Raw genomic sequence first — 16,838 nt, forward strand, 5'->3', positions numbered from 1 at the left:
CGTTTCATTTGTTTTGGAGGGTCGAGATGCGTTCACTGAAGGCCATGATGGCGCTGACCTCGGCACTGCTGGCCGGCGCGGCTGCGCCTGCGCCGGGCTATGGCGAGGCGGATTTCGCGCGCGTCGCCAAGTTCGACGCCCATGTCCATGCCAATGTGACGGATCCGCGGTTCCTGGACGTGGCGCGGCGCGACGGGATGGCGTTGCTGTCGATCAATGTCGACTATCCCGACTTCCCGCCGTTGCCGATGCAGGCGGTGGCCGCGCATCAGATGCAGGCGATCGATGCCCGGCGCTTCCACTTTGCGACGACATTTTCCATGCGGGGTTTCGGAACGCCGGGCTGGACCGAGCGCACCAACCGCGCGCTCGACGAGGCGTTCGCGCGGGGCGCGGTGGCCGTGAAGGTGTGGAAAAATATCGGCATGGTCGCGACCGATGCGCAGGGAAAGCGCGTCTTCTTGGACGATCCGCGCTTCGATGGCGTGATGGCGCACATCGAAAAGCGCGGCGTGCCGCTGATCGCGCACCAGGCCGAGCCGAAGAATTGCTGGCTGCCGCTCGAGCAGATGACGACCGAGAATGATCGCTCCTATTTCAGGGAGCATCCCGAATATTACATGTTTCTCCACCCCGAGGAGCCACGCTACGAGGCGTTGATGGCGGCGCGCGACCGGTTCGTCGCCCGCCATCCCGGGCTGGCCTTTGACGGCGCGCATATGGCGAGCCTCGAATGGAGCGTGGACGAACTGGCGCGGTTCTTCGATCGCTATCCCAACACGGTCGTGGATCTCGCGGCACGAATGTCCAACCTGCAGGTCCAGTCCAATGCCGATATCGGCAAGGTGCGCGCCTTCTTCGTCAAATATCAGGACCGCATCCTGTATGGCACCGACCTGACCGACAGCCCGCCCGATCCTGCCGCACGCGCCCAGAATCCGCCCGCCACCAGCGATTTTCCCAAGGAGGCGGACCAGGTGTGGCGCGCCGACTGGCGCTATCTGGCTACCCCGCTCAGCCAGCGGGTCGATGCGATCAGCGCCGACGCCAGGGGGCTGGACCTCCCCCGCGCGGTGATCGACAAGATCTATTGGAAAAACGCCCAGCGCTTCTTCAAGCTCAAGAGCTGAACCGGGGGCTAAGCTCAGGCGATGTGAAGGCGAAAGCCCAGGCGGTCGGCGGCTGCCTGCATTCCGGCATCGGCGGTATCGGTAACGAGATCGTCGATCTCGGCCACGTTCATGATTCGGTGCAGGCAGACTCGGCCGAACTTGGACCGGTCGGTGACCGCGATGACCTGTCCCGCCGCCTTGACCATCTTTCGGTTGAGCACGGCCTCCGGCTCGAAATGCGTGGTGATGCCACGCTCGATATCGAACCCGTCCACGCCGAGGAACAGCTTGTCGACATGCAGGTCGTCGAACGCGCTCTCGGTCTGTGCCCCGTAAAAGGCGCGGTTGCGCCGCCGCAACGTGCCGCCCAGCATCACGACGTTGATGCGCTCCTTGCTCGCCAGCGCGCAGAGAATATCCAGATCGTTGGTCAGCACGGTAACCTCGTCGCTGTCAGCCAGGTGCAGCGCGATCTGCAGCGCGGTGGTGCCTGAATCGAGCACGATCGAATCGCCCGGCATCACCATGGCCGCCGCCAGCGCCCCGATGCGCGCCTTTTCGTCGACGTTGATCGCGCGCTTGGCCTCGACCGGAGGCTCCGCCGCGACGTTGACGGCATCGGTCGCGATCGCGCCGCCATAGGATCGCTCGGCGATGCCGCGCTTCGCCAGGTAATGAAGGTCCTTTCGGATCGTCTGCATCGATACGCCGAAGCGTTCGGCGAGTGGCACGACCTGCACGCTGCCGCGCTCCCGCACCAAGGCACTGATCTGCTGTCTCCTACCACTGGTGTCCCGCGTGACGGACATATTGGCTTCCTCCCGTTCCGGCCCTGCATATCAGCCTAAAATTGCTCGCACAACAAAGCGGAAGTTTCGTTTCTTTTCTATTTGACAGTTTCGCTACGGTGGGGATACCAAATCGCAATAAATCGCGCGAATCCATTCAGGCTCCAAGGATCGTGCAGCTGATAAGGGGAATGGCGATGACGCAACGACGCATTTTGCGGAATGTGGTGCTTACCGGGGTCAGCGCAGCGGCCTTGCTGACCGTTCCCACTGCATCGGCCTATGCTCAGGAAGCCACATCCGTAACGGCCGAACCGGATCCGGCACAGCAGGCCGGCGATACCGACGCGTCGGACAACGCCCCCGATATCGTCGTGCGCGGTGTCCGCGGCAGCTTGCTGCGCTCGATCCAGGCCAAGCGCAGCGCGGATACGATCGTGGACGCCATTTCCGCCGAGGAACTGGGCAAGTTTCCCAACCGCAACGTCGCCGAAGCACTCGCCAACATTCCGGGCGTGACCGTCGGCCGCGACGGCCGCGGCGAAGGACGCTCGGTCACGATCCGCGGGCTTGGCGAGAATTTCGCCATTACCACGCTCAACGGCCGCATTCTCCCGACCGACGGCACCGATCGATCCTTCGCCTTCGACGTGCTGCCATCGGAAATCATTTCGGGCGCCGAAGTGCAGAAGGCGGTGCGATCGTCGGAGCTGGAGGGCAGCATCGGCGGCAACATCAACTTGCGCACCGCGCGTCCGCTCGACCGCCCAGGGGTTCACGCCACCGGCTCGGTGGAAGGCCAGTATAATGATTTCGTCGAGAAGGGCGGCTACAAGGTCACTGGCGTCGTCAGCGCGACCTTCGCCAACGACACGATGGGCATCATCGCCGGCGCGAGCTACAACAGGTACAAGTTCCGCACCGACAATCTGGGCGAATATTCGATCACGGACGGGACGGAGGCCGCCTATGGCGTCGACTTCAACCGGGACGGCAAGATCAATCCCGACGCCGATGGTCCAGCCTATATCTGGCCCGACTATTACAGCGTCGGCACCGTGCAGGGCGAGCGCGAACGGATTGGCGCGGCGGGCGCGTTCCAGTGGAAGCCGTCCAGCGCATTCGAGCTGACGATCGACGGTATCTACAGCCGGTATAATGTCACGCAGCACAATTATCGCTCGTCCAACTATCTCAATCCGCTGGGCGATGACGGGTCGCTGCGCTGGGATCCGGCATCGATCAAGATCGATGCCCACAATGTCGTCACCGGCTTTGCGATCAATGATCTCGTCAGCGAGGTGCTGACCACTGACGAGCCGCGCAACAGCCAGACCTATCAGATCGGCGGCCATGTCGACTGGCAGGCCGCGGACCGGTTGAAGGTCGCGATCGACGGCTATTACGGAAAGGCGCGCGACAATACGGGCGGGCAGAACCGGTTCGTCGTGGCCGGCATTCCCGGCGCGTCAGCGGTTTTCGCGACACGTGCGGGCGGCATCCCGGACCTCGACATCACGATTCCCGGCGGACGCACGCTCGATCAGGCGACCAATGACGATTTCCGGGCGCATTATATCGGAATCCAGGGCCAGAATATCGAGGATCGCACGCAGGGCGTGAAGCTGGATGTCACCTATGAGGTGGACAATGACACGTTCAAGTCGATCACCTTCGGCGGTGCCTGGACCGATCGCCGCAAGAACGTCGAGACGATCGACAACCAATATACCACTTCCTGCAATTATTGCGGCTATCCCTTCACCTTCGGCCAGCTGGGCGCGTCAGTGGTGCGGCCGGGCAACGGCACGATCCTGACCAAGCTGCAGGGCGATTTCCCGCGCAACTTTCCCTATTTCGACATCGATACGTACCTGGCGGCGCTTCCGCGCGCGGACAACAACCCGGCGATCCTCGACCCCAACAGCTGCCTCGATGCGACCGGCACGCCCATCCCGGGCTGCGCGTTGTCGCCTTATCCCGCCGGCTATTCGACTCAGCTGGTCGAGCCCGACCTTCCCGCATCCTATCTGATCAAGGAACGGACCTGGGCGGGCTATGTGCAGTTCAACCTGGCCGGACAGCGCTGGCGCGGCGACATCGGCTTGCGCCTCGTGTCGACCAAAGTGTCGTCGACGGGCTATGGCGCCAGCATCGCCAGCATCATCCCGCGCGTCGGCACGCAGGACAATGACGTGAATTTCAATCCGGTCGATGCGATCAATGGCGGCGGCGACTATCTGCGCCTCCTTCCGGCGGTCAATTTCGCCTATGACATCGCGGACGGCTTCCGTGTCCGGCTTGCCGCATCGAGGGCGATCTCGCGGCCGAGCTTCGGCGAACTGTCCCCAGCCAAGGACGCGACCTCGGCGCAGTCGGGCACCTTCATCATCTACGATGCCGGCAATCCCAATCTGAAGCCGACCAGCGCCGATCAGTTCGACGTGTCGTTCGAATATTACCCGTCCAACCGCCTCGCGCTTACCGCGGCGGCGTTCTACAAGCACATCACCAGTTTCGTCTCGACCGTTCCGGTCGATGTCGTGATCACGCCGACGGCGCAGCCCGCAAACCAGCAGCAGAATTTCGACTTCGTCGAATATCAGGTGATCAACGGCGACAGCGCCAAGGTGTATGGCCTGGAGGTTGGCGGTCAATATTTCCTCGACAATGGTTTCGGCGTCCAGGCGAACCTGACTTACAACCACTCACGCGCGACATCCGGGGCGGTGACGACCGGCCTGCCCGGCGCGATTCCTTTCTCGGCCAACACCAAGCTCTTCTATGAGAAGAACGGCATCAGCGCACAGGTCTCGTACAGCTTTCAGTCGCGTTACACCTACGCCCAGTCGGGCAATCTGGGCTATTTGCCGGTCAAGGAAGACGGCTATCACGAGATGTCGGCCAGCCTGTCCTATGACCTGACCGACAATGTGTCGGTTTATGTCCAAGGGTCGAACCTGCTCGGTTCGGCAATCAAGCGCTTCAACACCTATAGCAACGTACCGAATTTCTACGAATATTCGGGTCGTTCCTTCTTCTTCGGTATCCGCGGCCGTTTGTGACTCATATTGGGTGAGCGGTGCTGTCATCGATCGGCAACATTGCTGGCGGCAAAAGACGCCGCCGGTACGGGCTTCGAAGTCTATGGGGGCGGCGTGGTAGGCTCGTGGCCCTTAGAGCGGCGATCGTTAAATCTGATCCGTTCGTCCTGAGTAGGGATCGAGTAGCCGAAGGCGTATCGAGAGCCCGTATCGAAGGACAGGTTGTCACGCGGAACCTGTCCTTCGATACGCCCTCTCGATACGCCGCTGCGCGGCTACTCGATGGCTACTCAGGACGAACGGGTGGTGGTGGCTCTGATTTAATGCAAGCACCTTTAGTCGCATATAATTGCTCTTCAGGCTGCCAACTGGCGACCGACGTCCTCATGGTGGTGTGAGACAGGCGACCGTGAACTGGCGCTCGTCGCATTGCTGCAACCGTTCGAGAGCGCCAGTGGTCGATCGGTCATGAGAACACGAGGACTCGTATGTGGTGCCGGTTGCAGGAATCGAACCCGCGACCTTCGGTTTACAAAACCGCTGCTCTACCAGCTGAGCTAAACCGGCGTCCGGGCGCTCCATGCGTCAAACCACACCGAACGTCCAGCCCTCGCGCCGTGCGATATCGGGCGTCAGATCAGGCGGATTCCACAGATCGGCGCGTCCTGCATTGGCGCGCAGCCAGGCCGCGGTGAGGATCGCGTCGGTCGCATGATCGGTATAGCGCGCGAGTGGCGCATGCGGCTTCGAGCCCATGGTGGCGAGCGCCACATCCAGCGTCTCGCCATCGCGGAACTTGCTCAGGCCCTTGCGCTTGCCCGCCGCGCGCGCGGCGATCGAGGTGTAGATCTCGACGATCATCGCGCCCTTGTCGGGCACAGGATCGAACGGCCAGACGGGAATTGCCGTGCCGAGATGGTGCAGCAATCGCATGCCGGCGAAGCTCGCCTTCGCCACCTGCGCCGCCCCGATCGCGTCATAGAGCGACGAGGGTTTGTGTCCGCCCCCGGCCTTGTAGTGCATCTCGCTGCGGCGCAGATGGATGAAGCCCGCCTTCGCCCCGTCCGCCGCGCCGAGATAGAAATGCCGTCCCCGCCGGCTCTCCAGGAACGAGGCGGCGCCCAGGTCCATGTCGGGGCTGGAGGCGTCGACATAACCCCAGAAGGCGCGGGAGGTGACCGGCGTTTCCTCGCCGGGCAGATAGGCGCCGCGTTCGATGATCGGCGGCGAGAAGCTGAAATCGAAGCCGGCCAGCAACGGTTCGTCGGCACGCGCGCGCAGCCATTCGAGGATTTCGGTGCGCGACCAGGCCTTGCCCGGCGGATCGACGATCACTGGCGCGGCGTCGCCCGCCTCGCACAGCGCCAGCGCGATGCCGGGATGGGACTGGCCTTTGGCACCCGACCAGTCGATCGCGGCGAAACGGGTGAAATGGTCAGGGGCGCGCGCCACCACGCCTCGCTCGCTGCGCACCGGAAGCGCGGTCCCACCAGGCGCGCTCGATCAGCAAGCACAGTCGCTCCGGGTCGGCCGCCGCCGATCGCACCAGCACGCAAGGCCAGCCCTCATATTGCGGCGTCTGCCAGAAGCATTCGGGGTCGGTCCCGATCAGCACCCCGATTTCCTCGCGCGTCGCGCGCAGCACGAAATCACCCGGTGTCCGTCCCTGCGAGACGATCTGTCGCCCGCGCACCTGTGGCGAGGCCGATCCCCGCGCGCCCGCACCCATCGACACGCCCGGCAAGGTCAGGGCGAAGGCCACCGCCTCGTCCCAGCTGAAGCTCATGCCTTGGCTTTGCGCGGCTTCGATCGCGGCCGCGCGGCGCTCCAGTCGCGGGATCGTTCGATCATCGCCTGGACTCGCTCGGGATCGGCGCTGTCATAACGCACCAGCACTCCGGGCCAGCCCTGGTAATGCGGCGTCTGCCAGAAGGTCTCCGGATCGGTCTCCATCAGCATTTCCTTGGTGTCCTGGTCGATCGCGAGCACGAAGGAATCCGCTTCCCGGCTGGGATGGAGAAAGGCACGGCCGTTCGACACGATCTTGACCGCCGGGCTGCCATAACTGGTCGACATTTCCGTGTCGGGCAGGCCAAGCGCGAACGCGGTGATGCTGTTCCAGTCGAAACTCATTCGCCGCGCTCCTTCAGCTCCTGCCAATACGCCATGCGTTCCGCGATCCTTTTCTCAACGCCACGCTCGGTCGGGGTGTAGAAGGTCTGGGGGCTCATCTCGGCCGGCCAGTAATTGGACCCGGAGAACCCTTCCGACGTGTCGTGGTCATAGGCATAGCCCTTGCCGTACCCGATATCCTTCATCAGCTTGGTCGGCGCGTTGAGGATGTTCTGCGGCGGCATCAGCGATCCGGTTTCCTTCGCGCTGCGCCAGGCGGCCTTTTGTGCCGCATAGGCCGCGTTGGACTTGGGCGCGACGGCGCAATAGAGGCACGCCTGCGCGATCGCGAGCTCGCCCTCGGGCGACCCCAGGAAATCATAGGCATCCTTGGCGGCGAGGCACTGTACCAGCGCATTGGGGTCCGCCAGCCCGATATCCTCGCTGGCGAAGCGCGTGATCCGGCGGAGCACATAGAGCGGCTCCTCGCCAGCGGTCAGCATGCGCGCGAGATAATAAAGCGAGGCCTGCGGGTCGGATCCGCGCATCGATTTGTGCAGCGCGGAGATGAGATTGTAATGCCCCTCGCGATCCTTGTCGTAGACGGCGACCCGCCGTTGCAGGAACGCCGAGAGACCGGCCGGGTCGAGCAGTTCGGGCAGGTTCACCGAAAACAGCGTCTCGGCCTGGTTGAGCAGGAAACGGCCGTCGCCGTCCGCGCTGGCGATCATCGCGTCGCGCGCTTCGGGGGTGAGGGGCAGGGGGTGCCCCATCGTCTCCTCGGCACGGTCGAGCAGTTTGCCGAGCGCTGCCGCGTCGAGGCGATGGAGGATGAGCACCTGCGCCCGGCTGAGCACCGCGGCGTTGAGTTCGAAGCTCGGATTCTCCGTCGTCGCGCCGACCAGCGTCACCGTGCCGTCCTCGACATAAGGCAGGAAACCGTCCTGCTGCGCGCGGTTGAAGCGGTGGATCTCGTCCACGAACAACAGGGTGCGCTTGCCGATCCGGGCATGCTCGCGCGCCTCGGCGAACGCCTTTTTGAGGTCCGCCACACCCGAGAACACCGCCGAGATCGCCACGAACCTCAGGTCCACCGCATCGGCCAGCAACCGCGCGATGGTCGTCTTGCCCGTGCCCGGCGGCCCCCACAGGATCATCGAGGAGAGCCGCCCCGCCGCGACCATCCGCCCGATCGCGCCTTCGGGCCCGGTCAGATGCTCCTGCCCGACGACCTCCTCCAGCCGTTGCGGCCGCAGCCGGTCGGCCAGCGGCGCATTCTCGGAAACCGCTTCGCGGGCAGGGGGATCATAGGTAGCAAAAAGGTCGGCCATGCCCGGAACATAGGGTGGACGGCCGAAACGTGCCACCCCGCCATGGCGCGCTGCACCCCGTGAAAAATTCCCTCTTGTCAAAACCGACTCAAGATATATCTTAGACGCATCGTGATACACAAAAAGGAAGACTCATGTTTCATCATATGCGCGGCCGCGATTGCGGTCCCCGGGGCGGACGCTTCACGCGCGGTCCCTTCTCCTTCCAATGGGAAGTGCACGGCCATGGCGAACGCGGCGGCCGGAGCCGCCGGATGTTCGACGGCAGCGAGCTGCGGCTCGTCCTGCTCAAGCTGATCGAGGAGCAGCCGCGTCACGGCTACGACCTGATCCGCGACATCGAGGAGCGTACCGGTGGCGCCTATGCGCCGAGCCCGGGCGTGATCTACCCGACCCTGACCATGCTCGACGATATGGGCCTGATCGAGGAGCAGAAGTCCGAAGGCGCGAAGAAGCTCTTCGCCATCACCAATGCGGGCCAGGCGCTACTCACCGAGCGCGAGGAAGAGGTCGAGGCATTGTTCGCCCGGCTCGAGGACCTCGGCTCGATGCGCGAGCGCACCAGCGGCGGTCCGGTCCGCCGCGCCATGGGCAACCTCAAGGCAGTGCTCCAGCAGAAGCTCGGCGCAGGCGAGGTCGATGGCGACACGCTGCACCATATCGCGGCGCTGATCGACGAAGCCGCGCAGAAGATCGAGCGGCTGAAATAACGCGTGACGCGTTTGCAACTTCTGCGTCGGCGGCTGGGCATCGACCCGGCCGCCGGCACCGACGACCGAATGAAGAAAGGACAGCGCTCATGGACAGCGCAACCGCCAGCGTGCCCACCACAAGCGGCAGCAAATATCTCCAGCAGCTGTGCAAGCACTGGCAGCACAACCTGACCGTCGAGTTTACGCCCGAACACGGCACCGTCGTGTTCCCGAAAGACGCGCGCGGTGCCGATCATCCCGGCGACGGGCTGGTCACCTTCGATGCGCGTGCCGAGGCACTCGACGTCCGGATCGATGCAACCTCGCCGGAACAGCTCGAAGGCCTGAAGGGCGCCGTCGCCCGGCACCTCGATCGCTTCGCCTTCCGCGAAGCGCCTCTCACGTTCGACTGGAAGTAACCCGGGCTGGGGCTATTTCCCCCGCCGCTCCAGCACCGCCAGATACGTATCCAGCACCGCCTGGTTGATCGTCTCCCAACGATAACCGGCGGCCTTGGCGTGTCCGGCTTCCCCGGCTGAATGGCGGAAATCATCATCCTCGCAGAAACGCTGCAGGGCATCGGCATAACCCTGGATATCGGTTGGATCGACGATCAGCCCGGTCACGCCGTCATCGATCAGCCCGACCGCGCCCGATGCTCGCGCCGCGACCACCGGCACCTTTGCCGCCATTGCCTCCAGCGTGACGTTGCCGAACGTTTCGGTCACGCTGGGATTGAAGAACACGTCCATCGAAGCGACCGCCCGGCCCAGATCGTCGCCCGACTGGAATCCGGCGAACACCGCATCCGGGATTTCCTGCGCGAACCAGTCGCGCGCCGGGCCTTCGCCCACCACCAAAGTCTTGTGCCGCACACCCCGCGCATCAAGCGCGTGCATCGCCTGGGCGAATACGTCGAGGCCTTTTTCCTTCACCAGCCGACCGAGGAAGCCGACCGCGATCTCGTCGTCCGCGATGCCCAGGCCGCGTCGCCATTGCATGTCGCGGCGACCGGGATTGAATCGGTCGTGGTTCACCCCGCGTGACCAGCGCGAGATATGCGCCGTCACGCCCCAGTCGCGCAGGATCTCACCCATCATCTGGCTCGGCGCCAGCACCTCGTCCACGCGCGAATAGAATTTGCGCTGGGCGTTGATGATGATCGGTTCGAGGAAACCGATGCCGTAATAACGGACATAGGTCTCGAACCGCGTATGGTACGACGCGACCGAGGCGATATTATTCCGCTCGGCATAACGCACGGCGGCATGCCCCAGCAAGTCGGGCGCCGAGACATGGATCAGGTTCGGTGCGAAGGCGTCGACATCGGCCCGGGTCTTCGCCGGCATGCCGCGCGCGAGCTTGTACTCGGCGCGCCCGGCGGGAAGCTTGATCGAGGGTACGCTGACCAGATCGCCGGTCGGGGCAAAGGCTGGGCGGCGGCTGGTCGGGGAGTAGACGCGCACCGTCGTCCCCTGTTTCAGGAGGTGGCCGACGAGGAGATTGAGCGCCTGGTTCGCGCCATCGCGCGTATAATTGTAGTTGCCGCTGAACAGCGCGACGCGGAGGTCTTTCGCTTGCATGGCGGGCGCATAGACCCCCCGGAGCCAAACGCCAATCTCTGCTCTGGTCGCATTCGCGTTAAATTCAGTTCATGGCGAGAGGTGCATCGTGGCCGCAGGCCCCTACGTTCATCCGCAAAGGAGACCTTCATGACCGATCTGTCCGATTTCCCGATCACCAAACGCTGGCCTGCGCAGCATCCCGACCGCATCCAGCTTTATTCGCTGCCAACGCCCAATGGCGTGAAGGCATCGATCATGCTCGAGGAAACCGGACTGGCCTATGAGCCGCACTTCGTCGATTTCGCCACCAATGATCAGAAATCGCCGGAATTCGTATCGCTCAATCCCAATGGCAAGATTCCGGCGATGATCGATCCCAACGGGCCGGGCGGCAAGCCGCTCGGCCTGTTCGAAAGCGGGGCGATCCTGCTCTATCTCGCCGGCAAGACGGGCAAGTTCATCCCCAACAATCCCACCGGCCGCTGGGAGGCGACGCAGTGGGTTATGTTCCAGATGGGCGGCGTCGGGCCGATGTTCGGCCAGCTCGGCTTCTTCAACAAATTCGCCGGCAAGGACTGGGAGGACAAGCGCCCGCTCGGCCGCTACGTTGACGAATCGAAGCGCTTGCTCGGCGTGATGGACGCGGCCCTGGCGGGCAAGGACTGGTTCCTGGGCGATGACTATACCATCGCCGATATCTCGATGCTCGGCTGGGTCCGCAACCTGATCGGCTTCTACGAAGCGCGCGATCTGGTCGGGTTCGACGATTTCAGGAACGTCGCTGCCTGGCTCGAGCGCGGCCTCGCCCGCCCCGCGGTGCAACGCGGACTGACTATTCCGGCAAAACCGGCCTGACCCTCTTTTCCTCCCCATGGAACATGGGGAGGGGGACCACTCGCTTCTTCAGCGAGTGGTGGAGGGGAAAGCCACAGGCGTTGGCGGTCGTGGCATGCCCCTCCACCACCAGCGTCGCCGGCGGTCGGAAAAAAGAAAAGTTTGTTCCCCTCCCGTTCTTTTCCCGCTAAGGCTCTATCCATGGCGAAACCCCAGAAACGCTATGTCTGCCAGGCCTGCGGATCGGTTGCGAACCGCTGGGCGGGGCAGTGCGCCGATTGCGCGGAATGGAACACCTTGGTCGAGGAAGTCGGCGGGACCGTCACGCCCTTCCAGGCCAAGCATAACCTCCAGTCGGGCGGTCGTGCGATGACGATGGTCGGCCTCGACGCCGAAGTCGCCTTGCCCGAACGCCTGCCGAGCGGCATCGCTGAATTCGATCGGGCGTTGGGCGGCGGTTTCGTCGAGGGGTCGGCGACACTGATCGGCGGCGATCCCGGCATCGGCAAGTCCACCCTGCTGCTCCAGGCGGCGGCCAAGATGGCGCTGGCCGGTCTTTCGGTCGCCTATGTCTCCGGCGAAGAGGCGGCCGATCAGGTGCGCCTGCGCGCACGGCGCCTCGGTCTCGGCCATGCGCCCGTGCAGCTGGCCGCTGCCACCTCTACTCGGGATATCCTGACGACCATGCGTCAGGGGCCGGCGCCGGCGCTGCTGGTGATCGATTCGATCCAGACCATGCATTCCGACCTGATCGAGGGCGCCCCCGGCACCGTCAGCCAGGTCCGCGCGTCGGCGCAGGAACTGATCCGCTTCGCCAAGGAACGCGGCACCGCGGTGGTGCTGGTCGGCCATGTCACCAAGGACGGCAGCATCGCCGGCCCGCGCGTGCTCGAACATATGGTCGATACGGTGCTCAGCTTCGAAGGCGAGCGCAGCCACCAATACCGCATCCTCCGCGCGATCAAGAACCGCTTCGGCGGCACGGACGAGATCGGCGTGTTCGCGATGGTGGCGGAAGGGCTGGCCGAAATCTCCAACCCCAGCGCGCTATTCCTCACCCAGCGCGACGAGGGCGTGACCGGCACGACGGTCTTCCCCGCGCTGGAGGGCACCCGTCCGGTGCTGGTCGAGATCCAGGCGCTGGTCGTCCGCCTCGCGAGCGGCGCCACGCCGCGGCGCGCGGTGGTCGGCTGGGATTCGGGCCGGCTGGCGATGGTGCTCGCAGTGCTGGAGGCGCGCTGTGGCCTCAGCTTCTCGTCCTGCGAAGTCTATCTCAACATCGCCGGGGGCTACCGGGTGCAGGATCCCGCGGCCGACCTGGCCGTGGCGGCGGCGCTCGTCTCCGCGTTGTCCGAGCGTCCGGTGCCGCCCGATGCGGTGGCATTCGGCGAGATCGCGCTGTCGGGCGAAATCAGGCCGGTGGCGCACGGCGCGCTCAGGCTCAAGGAATCAGGCAAGCTCGGCTTCGAACGCGCGCTGGTGCCGGCCGCGATCACCAGCGAGAAGACCCCGCTCAAGCTGTCGGGATTCCGCACGCTCGGTCAGTTCGTTGACCATATGCTGGGGCGCGGCTAGCGACGGTGCAAATCGTCGCCACATAGGCGGCCAACCAAAACCCCGTTCGTGCTGAGTAGGGGCTGAGCTTGTCGAAGACCCGTATCGAAGCGCCCTCGCTTGGGGCATTGTCCTTCGATACGCCATTTCGACAAGCTCAACGGCTACTCAGGACGAACGGAATGGGCAGGTAACGGACGCTGATGGGACTGACCGCACTCGACATCCTCGTACTGATCGCGGTCGGCGGCGCCGCCATCCTCGGCCTGATGCGCGGCTTCGTGACCGAGATCCTGTCGCTGTTCGCCTGGGTCGCGATCGTCTTCGCGATCAAGCTGTTCCACGCGCCGCTCACCCTGCTCCTGTCGGGGTCGGTCGGGACGGTCACCGGCGCTGCGGTGCTGTCCTTCGCGCTCATCGCCGGCATCACCTATTTCGCCGGACGCGCGGTGGCCAATGCGCTGGGCTCGCGCACGCGCGATTCGATCCTCGGCCCGGTCGATCGCGCGCTGGGCTTCGGCTTCGGCGCGGTGAAAGGCCTGATCCTTGCCAGCCTCGGCTTCCTGCTCGTCGCGCTGGTGACCGACACGATGAGCGGCGGCCCGAGTCATCGGCCCGAGTGGCTGACCGCCGCCCGAACCTACCCGCTGCTCAACACGACCAGCGCGAGCATCGCCGACTTCGTCGACCGCAGGCGCAAGGGAAAACCGGTGTTCGGCCCGGCGGACAATGCCGCCACACCCACCAATAGCAGCGAGGAGCGGCCATGAACGCGCCACTCTACAATGCCGAGATCCTGCGCCTCGCCGCGACCATCCCGCATCATGATCGCCTGTCCGATCCGATGGGCAGCGCGGAGAAGCGCTCGCCGGTGTGCGGCAGCCGCGTGACCGTGGACGTCAATGTCGACGAGTCCGGCCGAGTCAGCGAGGTCGGCCTGCTGGTGCGCGCCTGCGCGCTCGGCCAGGCATCCTCGTCGCTGATGGGTGCCAGCGTGATCGGCAAGACACCCGAGGAACTGGCCACCGCCCGCGACGCGCTGGCCGCCTGGCTCGCGGGGGAGGGGCCCTTGCCCGATTGGCCCGGTTTCGAGCTGTTCACCCCCGCGCTGCCGCACAGCGCGCGCCACGCCTCGATCCGCCTGGCGTTCGAGGCCGCCGCCGACGCCGCCGAGGCCGCGCGCGCAAGGCTCCACGCATGAGCGAATCGCTGCTGTTCGACGCGGTCGTCCTGCTCGGCTTCGGGCTCGTCTTCGTGTTGATCTTCCGCCGCTTCGGGCTCGGCGCGACCCTTGGCTATCTCGTCGCGGGTGCGGTGGTCGGGCCGCAGGCGCTCGGCCTGGTCGGCGGCGCCGAGTCGAAGATCGGCGTCGCCGAGCTCGGCATCACCCTCCTCCTGTTCATCGTCGGGCTCGAGCTCAATCCGCAGCGGCTATGGCAGCTGAAGAAGGAGATTTTCGGGCTCGGCCTGATGCAGGTCGTGCTGTGCGGTATCGCGGTGTCGGGTGTGGTGTGGGTCATCACTCAATTCTCGCCCGCCGCCGCGCTCGCGCTCGGTCTGCCGCTCGCTTTGTCCTCGACCGCGCAGGTGCTGCCGATGCTGCAATCGGCCGGCCGCCTGCGCACGCCCTTCGGCGAGCGCGCCTTCTCGATCCTGCTGTTCCAGGATCTGTCGATCGTCCCGCTGATCACCATCGTCGCGGTGATGTCGCGCAACCCGGCCGACGCCGCGGGGCCTCCCGGCTGGCAGCTGTTTCTCTACACCGTGCTCGCGGTGGTGGGACTGGTGCTGATCGGCCGCTATGCGCTCCGCCCGCTGTTCCGGACCATCGGCAATCTCGGTGAGCGCGAGATGTTCGTGTTCGCCGGCCTGTTCACCGTCATCGCCGCCGCCGCGCTCATGGAGGCGCTGCATCTGTCGACCGCGCTCGGTGCGTTCGTGGCGGGCGTGATGCTCGCGGACAGCCCGTACCGGCACGAGCTGGAGGCGGATGTCGAGCCGTTCCGCTCGATCCTGCTCGGCCTGTTCTTCCTCGCGGTCGGCATGATGCTCGATCTTCATGCCATTGCGGAGCGGCCCCTCTTCGTGCTCGGCATGGCGGTGGCGCTGATCGTCACCAAGCTCGTGATCATCATGGGCATCGGCCTGATCTTCAAGATGACCTGGCGCGGTGCGCTCGCGCTCGGCCTGCTGCTCAGCCAGGGCGGGGAATTCGGCTTCGTGCTGTTCGCCCAGGCGCAGAATGCGATGCTGATCGCGCCCGAGGCCGCCAGCCTGTTCGGCGCGATCGTTACGCTGTCCATGGCGACCACGCCGTTCCTGATGAAGGCGACCGAGCGGATCCGCACCGAGCCGCAGACCGACGGCGGCACCCGCGAAGGCCCGATGTCGGACGGCGCGAATGCGTTGATCGTCGGTTACGGCCGTTTCGGCCAGACGGTCGGCCAGATGCTGATCGCGCAGGGCGTGCCCGTGACCCTGATCGATACCGATATCGAGATGATCGATATCGCCGGCAGCTTCGGCGCCAAGGTCTATTATGGCGACGGCACCAGGCTGGACATGCTGCGCCAGGCAGGCGGCGCCGATGCGGAACTGATCCTGTTCTGCACGGACGGCGACCAGATCACGCCCGAGATGATCGAGGCCGTGCATGAGGCTTTCCCCCAGGCGGCGATCTTCGTGCGCGCCTATGATCGGCGCTCGCTGATCAAGCTCAAGGGTGCGCCGGTGCGCGGCGTGGTGCGCGAAGTGCTCGAATCCGCGATCAAGATGGCGCGCATGGCGCTGTCCAGCCTCGGCATCGAGGATGAGGAGATTTCCCGCACCGAGGACATGTACCGGGCGCGCGACAAGGAGCGGTTGAAGGCCCAGGTCGAGGCCGGCGATCTTCGCGCCGCGGTCGAGAAGGTCATCACTCAGCCGCTGCGCGGCGCGGAAGACGCCGGATGAAGAACCGGTCGCTCGCCGCGCGCGTCGGTTTCGCCCTGGCGGGCTGGAAGGCGGCCTGGGCGCGCGAGCGGAGCTTCCGGACTCAGTCATGGTGCGCGCTGCTCGCCCTGCTCGCCCTGTTCCTGCTTCAGCCGCCGCCGATCTGGTGGGCGTTCGTCATGCTCGCCTGTGCCCTCGTGCTCGCGCTCGAACTGATCAACAGCGCGGTCGAGGCGCTGATCGACCTGCTCCATCCCGGGGTCCATCCGGAGATCAAGATCATCAAGGACATGCTGGCGGGTGCCGTGCTGACGGTCAGCTGCGCCGCGCTATTCGGGGCGATCGTGCTTGGAGCCGCCTATGTCTGGGCGCATTTGCTCGCGCTGGAAAGTTGAAGGAAATGCCATGAACCCGATCGTCCTTTTCGCGGCGCTGTCCGGAGCGCTCGCCGTCGCCGCGGGGGCGTTCGGCGCCCATGGTGCAAGCGGGGCGGCGGCCGACTGGCTGAAGACCGGCGCGCAATATCAGCTGCTTCACGCCATCGCCGCACTCGCGATCCTCCGTCTCGACGCAAAGGGGCCGGCAGTCCTTTTCCTCGCCGGCGGGGCAATTTTTGCCGGCACGCTCTACCTGATGGCGCTCGGCCTGCCGCGCTGGCTTGGCGCGATCACCCCGATCGGCGGCGCCCTGCTGATCGCCGGCTGGCTATGGCTCGCCTGGCTGGCCACGCGCAGGGTCTGAGGCTCACGCCCGTCTCGCGTGTCCCGCCAGCCGACCCAATTTGGGTTGCCGGTATTTCTTCAAGTATTTGATTTATAAAGGTATTTTGAATCATCTACATCGGTGGGACAAGGGATATGGGACAAGCTGGTGTC

Annotated in this window: 17 protein-coding genes and 1 tRNA gene; 11 read left to right on the plus strand and 7 right to left on the minus strand. The window is 64.9% G+C overall.

Annotated elements, in window-relative coordinates; all coding sequences use genetic code 11:
* Positions 1-26 precede the first annotated feature (26 nt).
* A complete protein-coding gene (locus ACZ1I5_RS07370; protein WP_465173056.1) occupies positions 27-1,130 on the plus strand; it encodes an amidohydrolase family protein in 1,104 nt (367 codons plus the stop codon).
* Positions 1,131-1,144: 14 nt separating this feature from the next.
* On the opposite strand, the gene agaR is transcribed toward ACZ1I5_RS07370, so the two are convergent.
* A complete protein-coding gene (agaR, locus tag ACZ1I5_RS07375) occupies positions 1,145-1,921 on the minus strand; it encodes a transcriptional repressor AgaR (RefSeq protein ID WP_465173057.1) in 777 nt (258 codons plus the stop codon).
* A gap of 176 nt (positions 1,922-2,097) precedes the next feature.
* On the opposite strand from agaR, the gene ACZ1I5_RS07380 reads away from it, so the two are divergent.
* Entirely contained in the window at positions 2,098-4,965 is a 2,868-nt protein-coding gene (locus ACZ1I5_RS07380) for a TonB-dependent receptor (RefSeq protein ID WP_465173058.1), read from the plus strand.
* A 470-nt stretch (positions 4,966-5,435) separates the two neighbouring features.
* On the opposite strand, the gene ACZ1I5_RS07385 is transcribed toward ACZ1I5_RS07380, so the two are convergent.
* The 5 genes from ACZ1I5_RS07385 to ACZ1I5_RS07405 form a co-directional block, all read right to left on the minus strand.
* Positions 5,436-5,511, minus strand: a tRNA-Thr gene (locus ACZ1I5_RS07385).
* 18 nt (positions 5,512-5,529) lie between these two features.
* The gene (locus ACZ1I5_RS07390; RefSeq protein WP_465173917.1) at positions 5,530-6,399 is read right to left on the minus strand and encodes a hypothetical protein; all 870 of its coding nucleotides are present in this window, start codon (positions 6,397-6,399) and stop codon (positions 5,530-5,532) included.
* A complete protein-coding gene (locus ACZ1I5_RS07395) occupies positions 6,380-6,730 on the minus strand; it encodes a hypothetical protein (RefSeq protein ID WP_465173059.1) in 351 nt (116 codons plus the stop codon). Before ACZ1I5_RS07395 ends, ACZ1I5_RS07390 begins: the two co-directional genes overlap by 20 nt.
* Positions 6,727-7,077, minus strand: a complete 351-nt coding sequence (locus tag ACZ1I5_RS07400) for an MmcQ/YjbR family DNA-binding protein (protein WP_465173060.1) — start codon at positions 7,075-7,077, stop codon at positions 6,727-6,729. The genes ACZ1I5_RS07395 and ACZ1I5_RS07400 overlap by 4 nt, the downstream gene beginning before the upstream one ends.
* Positions 7,074-8,387: a replication-associated recombination protein A gene (locus ACZ1I5_RS07405; protein WP_465173061.1), complete on the minus strand. Its 1,314-nt coding sequence runs from the start codon at positions 8,385-8,387 to the stop codon at positions 7,074-7,076. Before ACZ1I5_RS07405 ends, ACZ1I5_RS07400 begins: the two co-directional genes overlap by 4 nt.
* 134 nt (positions 8,388-8,521) lie before the next feature.
* On the opposite strand from ACZ1I5_RS07405, the gene ACZ1I5_RS07410 reads away from it, so the two are divergent.
* Both ACZ1I5_RS07410 and ACZ1I5_RS07415 read left to right on the plus strand, forming a co-directional pair.
* Positions 8,522-9,097 (plus strand): PadR family transcriptional regulator, encoded by a 576-nt coding sequence (locus tag ACZ1I5_RS07410; protein ID WP_465173062.1) that lies wholly within the window; start codon positions 8,522-8,524, stop codon positions 9,095-9,097.
* 89 nt (positions 9,098-9,186) lie between these two features.
* Positions 9,187-9,498: a DUF2218 domain-containing protein gene (locus ACZ1I5_RS07415; protein WP_465173063.1), complete on the plus strand. Its 312-nt coding sequence runs from the start codon at positions 9,187-9,189 to the stop codon at positions 9,496-9,498.
* Between the two features lie 12 nt (positions 9,499-9,510).
* Here ACZ1I5_RS07415 and ACZ1I5_RS07420 read toward each other — a convergent pair whose 3' ends face one another.
* Positions 9,511-10,662 carry a glycosyltransferase family 4 protein gene (locus ACZ1I5_RS07420; protein ID WP_465173064.1) on the minus strand — a complete coding sequence of 384 codons (1,152 nt, stop codon included), beginning with the start codon at positions 10,660-10,662 and terminating at the stop codon, positions 9,511-9,513.
* Between the two features lie 129 nt (positions 10,663-10,791).
* Between ACZ1I5_RS07420 and ACZ1I5_RS07425 the strand changes: the two genes are divergently transcribed.
* The 7 genes from ACZ1I5_RS07425 (at position 10,792) to ACZ1I5_RS07455 (ending at position 16,704) form a co-directional block, all read left to right on the plus strand.
* On the plus strand, positions 10,792-11,499 hold the full coding sequence (locus tag ACZ1I5_RS07425) for a glutathione S-transferase family protein (protein ID WP_465173065.1): 708 nt from the start codon (positions 10,792-10,794) through the stop codon (positions 11,497-11,499).
* A gap of 180 nt (positions 11,500-11,679) precedes the next feature.
* Positions 11,680-13,053, plus strand: a complete 1,374-nt coding sequence (radA, locus tag ACZ1I5_RS07430; RefSeq protein ID WP_465173066.1) for a DNA repair protein RadA — start codon at positions 11,680-11,682, stop codon at positions 13,051-13,053.
* A 182-nt stretch (positions 13,054-13,235) separates the two neighbouring features.
* A complete protein-coding gene (locus ACZ1I5_RS07435; protein ID WP_465173067.1) occupies positions 13,236-13,802 on the plus strand; it encodes a CvpA family protein in 567 nt (188 codons plus the stop codon).
* The gene (locus ACZ1I5_RS07440) at positions 13,799-14,233 is read left to right on the plus strand and encodes an iron-sulfur cluster assembly scaffold protein (RefSeq protein WP_465173068.1); all 435 of its coding nucleotides are present in this window, start codon (positions 13,799-13,801) and stop codon (positions 14,231-14,233) included. Before ACZ1I5_RS07435 ends, ACZ1I5_RS07440 begins: the two co-directional genes overlap by 4 nt.
* Positions 14,230-15,984, plus strand: coding sequence for a cation:proton antiporter domain-containing protein (locus tag ACZ1I5_RS07445; RefSeq protein WP_465173069.1), 1,755 nt, complete (start codon positions 14,230-14,232; stop codon positions 15,982-15,984). Before ACZ1I5_RS07440 ends, ACZ1I5_RS07445 begins: the two co-directional genes overlap by 4 nt.
* Positions 15,981-16,358: a diacylglycerol kinase gene (locus tag ACZ1I5_RS07450; RefSeq protein WP_465173070.1), complete on the plus strand. Its 378-nt coding sequence runs from the start codon at positions 15,981-15,983 to the stop codon at positions 16,356-16,358. The genes ACZ1I5_RS07445 and ACZ1I5_RS07450 overlap by 4 nt, the downstream gene beginning before the upstream one ends.
* 10 nt (positions 16,359-16,368) lie before the next feature.
* Entirely contained in the window at positions 16,369-16,704 is a 336-nt protein-coding gene (locus tag ACZ1I5_RS07455) for a DUF423 domain-containing protein (RefSeq protein WP_465173071.1), read from the plus strand.
* Positions 16,705-16,838: the final 134 nt, after the last annotated feature.

This window comes from Sphingomonas sp. BL-S-30, from assembly GCF_055521475.1.

Coding starts and splice junctions, on each gene's coding strand:
- ACZ1I5_RS07370 (WP_465173056.1), top strand. CDS start 27: ATGCGTTCACTGAAGGCCATGATGGCGCTGACCTCGGCACTGCTGGCC.
- agaR (WP_465173057.1), bottom strand. CDS start 1,921: ATGTCCGTCACGCGGGACACCAGTGGTAGGAGACAGCAGATCAGTGCC.
- ACZ1I5_RS07380 (WP_465173058.1), top strand. CDS start 2,098: ATGACGCAACGACGCATTTTGCGGAATGTGGTGCTTACCGGGGTCAGC.
- ACZ1I5_RS07395 (WP_465173059.1), bottom strand. CDS start 6,730: ATGAGCTTCAGCTGGGACGAGGCGGTGGCCTTCGCCCTGACCTTGCCG.
- ACZ1I5_RS07400 (WP_465173060.1), bottom strand. CDS start 7,077: ATGAGTTTCGACTGGAACAGCATCACCGCGTTCGCGCTTGGCCTGCCC.
- ACZ1I5_RS07405 (WP_465173061.1), bottom strand. CDS start 8,387: ATGGCCGACCTTTTTGCTACCTATGATCCCCCTGCCCGCGAAGCGGTT.
- ACZ1I5_RS07410 (WP_465173062.1), top strand. CDS start 8,522: ATGTTTCATCATATGCGCGGCCGCGATTGCGGTCCCCGGGGCGGACGC.
- ACZ1I5_RS07415 (WP_465173063.1), top strand. CDS start 9,187: ATGGACAGCGCAACCGCCAGCGTGCCCACCACAAGCGGCAGCAAATAT.
- ACZ1I5_RS07420 (WP_465173064.1), bottom strand. CDS start 10,662: ATGCAAGCGAAAGACCTCCGCGTCGCGCTGTTCAGCGGCAACTACAAT.
- ACZ1I5_RS07425 (WP_465173065.1), top strand. CDS start 10,792: ATGACCGATCTGTCCGATTTCCCGATCACCAAACGCTGGCCTGCGCAG.
- radA (WP_465173066.1), top strand. CDS start 11,680: ATGGCGAAACCCCAGAAACGCTATGTCTGCCAGGCCTGCGGATCGGTT.
- ACZ1I5_RS07435 (WP_465173067.1), top strand. CDS start 13,236: ATGGGACTGACCGCACTCGACATCCTCGTACTGATCGCGGTCGGCGGC.
- ACZ1I5_RS07440 (WP_465173068.1), top strand. CDS start 13,799: ATGAACGCGCCACTCTACAATGCCGAGATCCTGCGCCTCGCCGCGACC.
- ACZ1I5_RS07445 (WP_465173069.1), top strand. CDS start 14,230: ATGAGCGAATCGCTGCTGTTCGACGCGGTCGTCCTGCTCGGCTTCGGG.
- ACZ1I5_RS07450 (WP_465173070.1), top strand. CDS start 15,981: ATGAAGAACCGGTCGCTCGCCGCGCGCGTCGGTTTCGCCCTGGCGGGC.
- ACZ1I5_RS07455 (WP_465173071.1), top strand. CDS start 16,369: ATGAACCCGATCGTCCTTTTCGCGGCGCTGTCCGGAGCGCTCGCCGTC.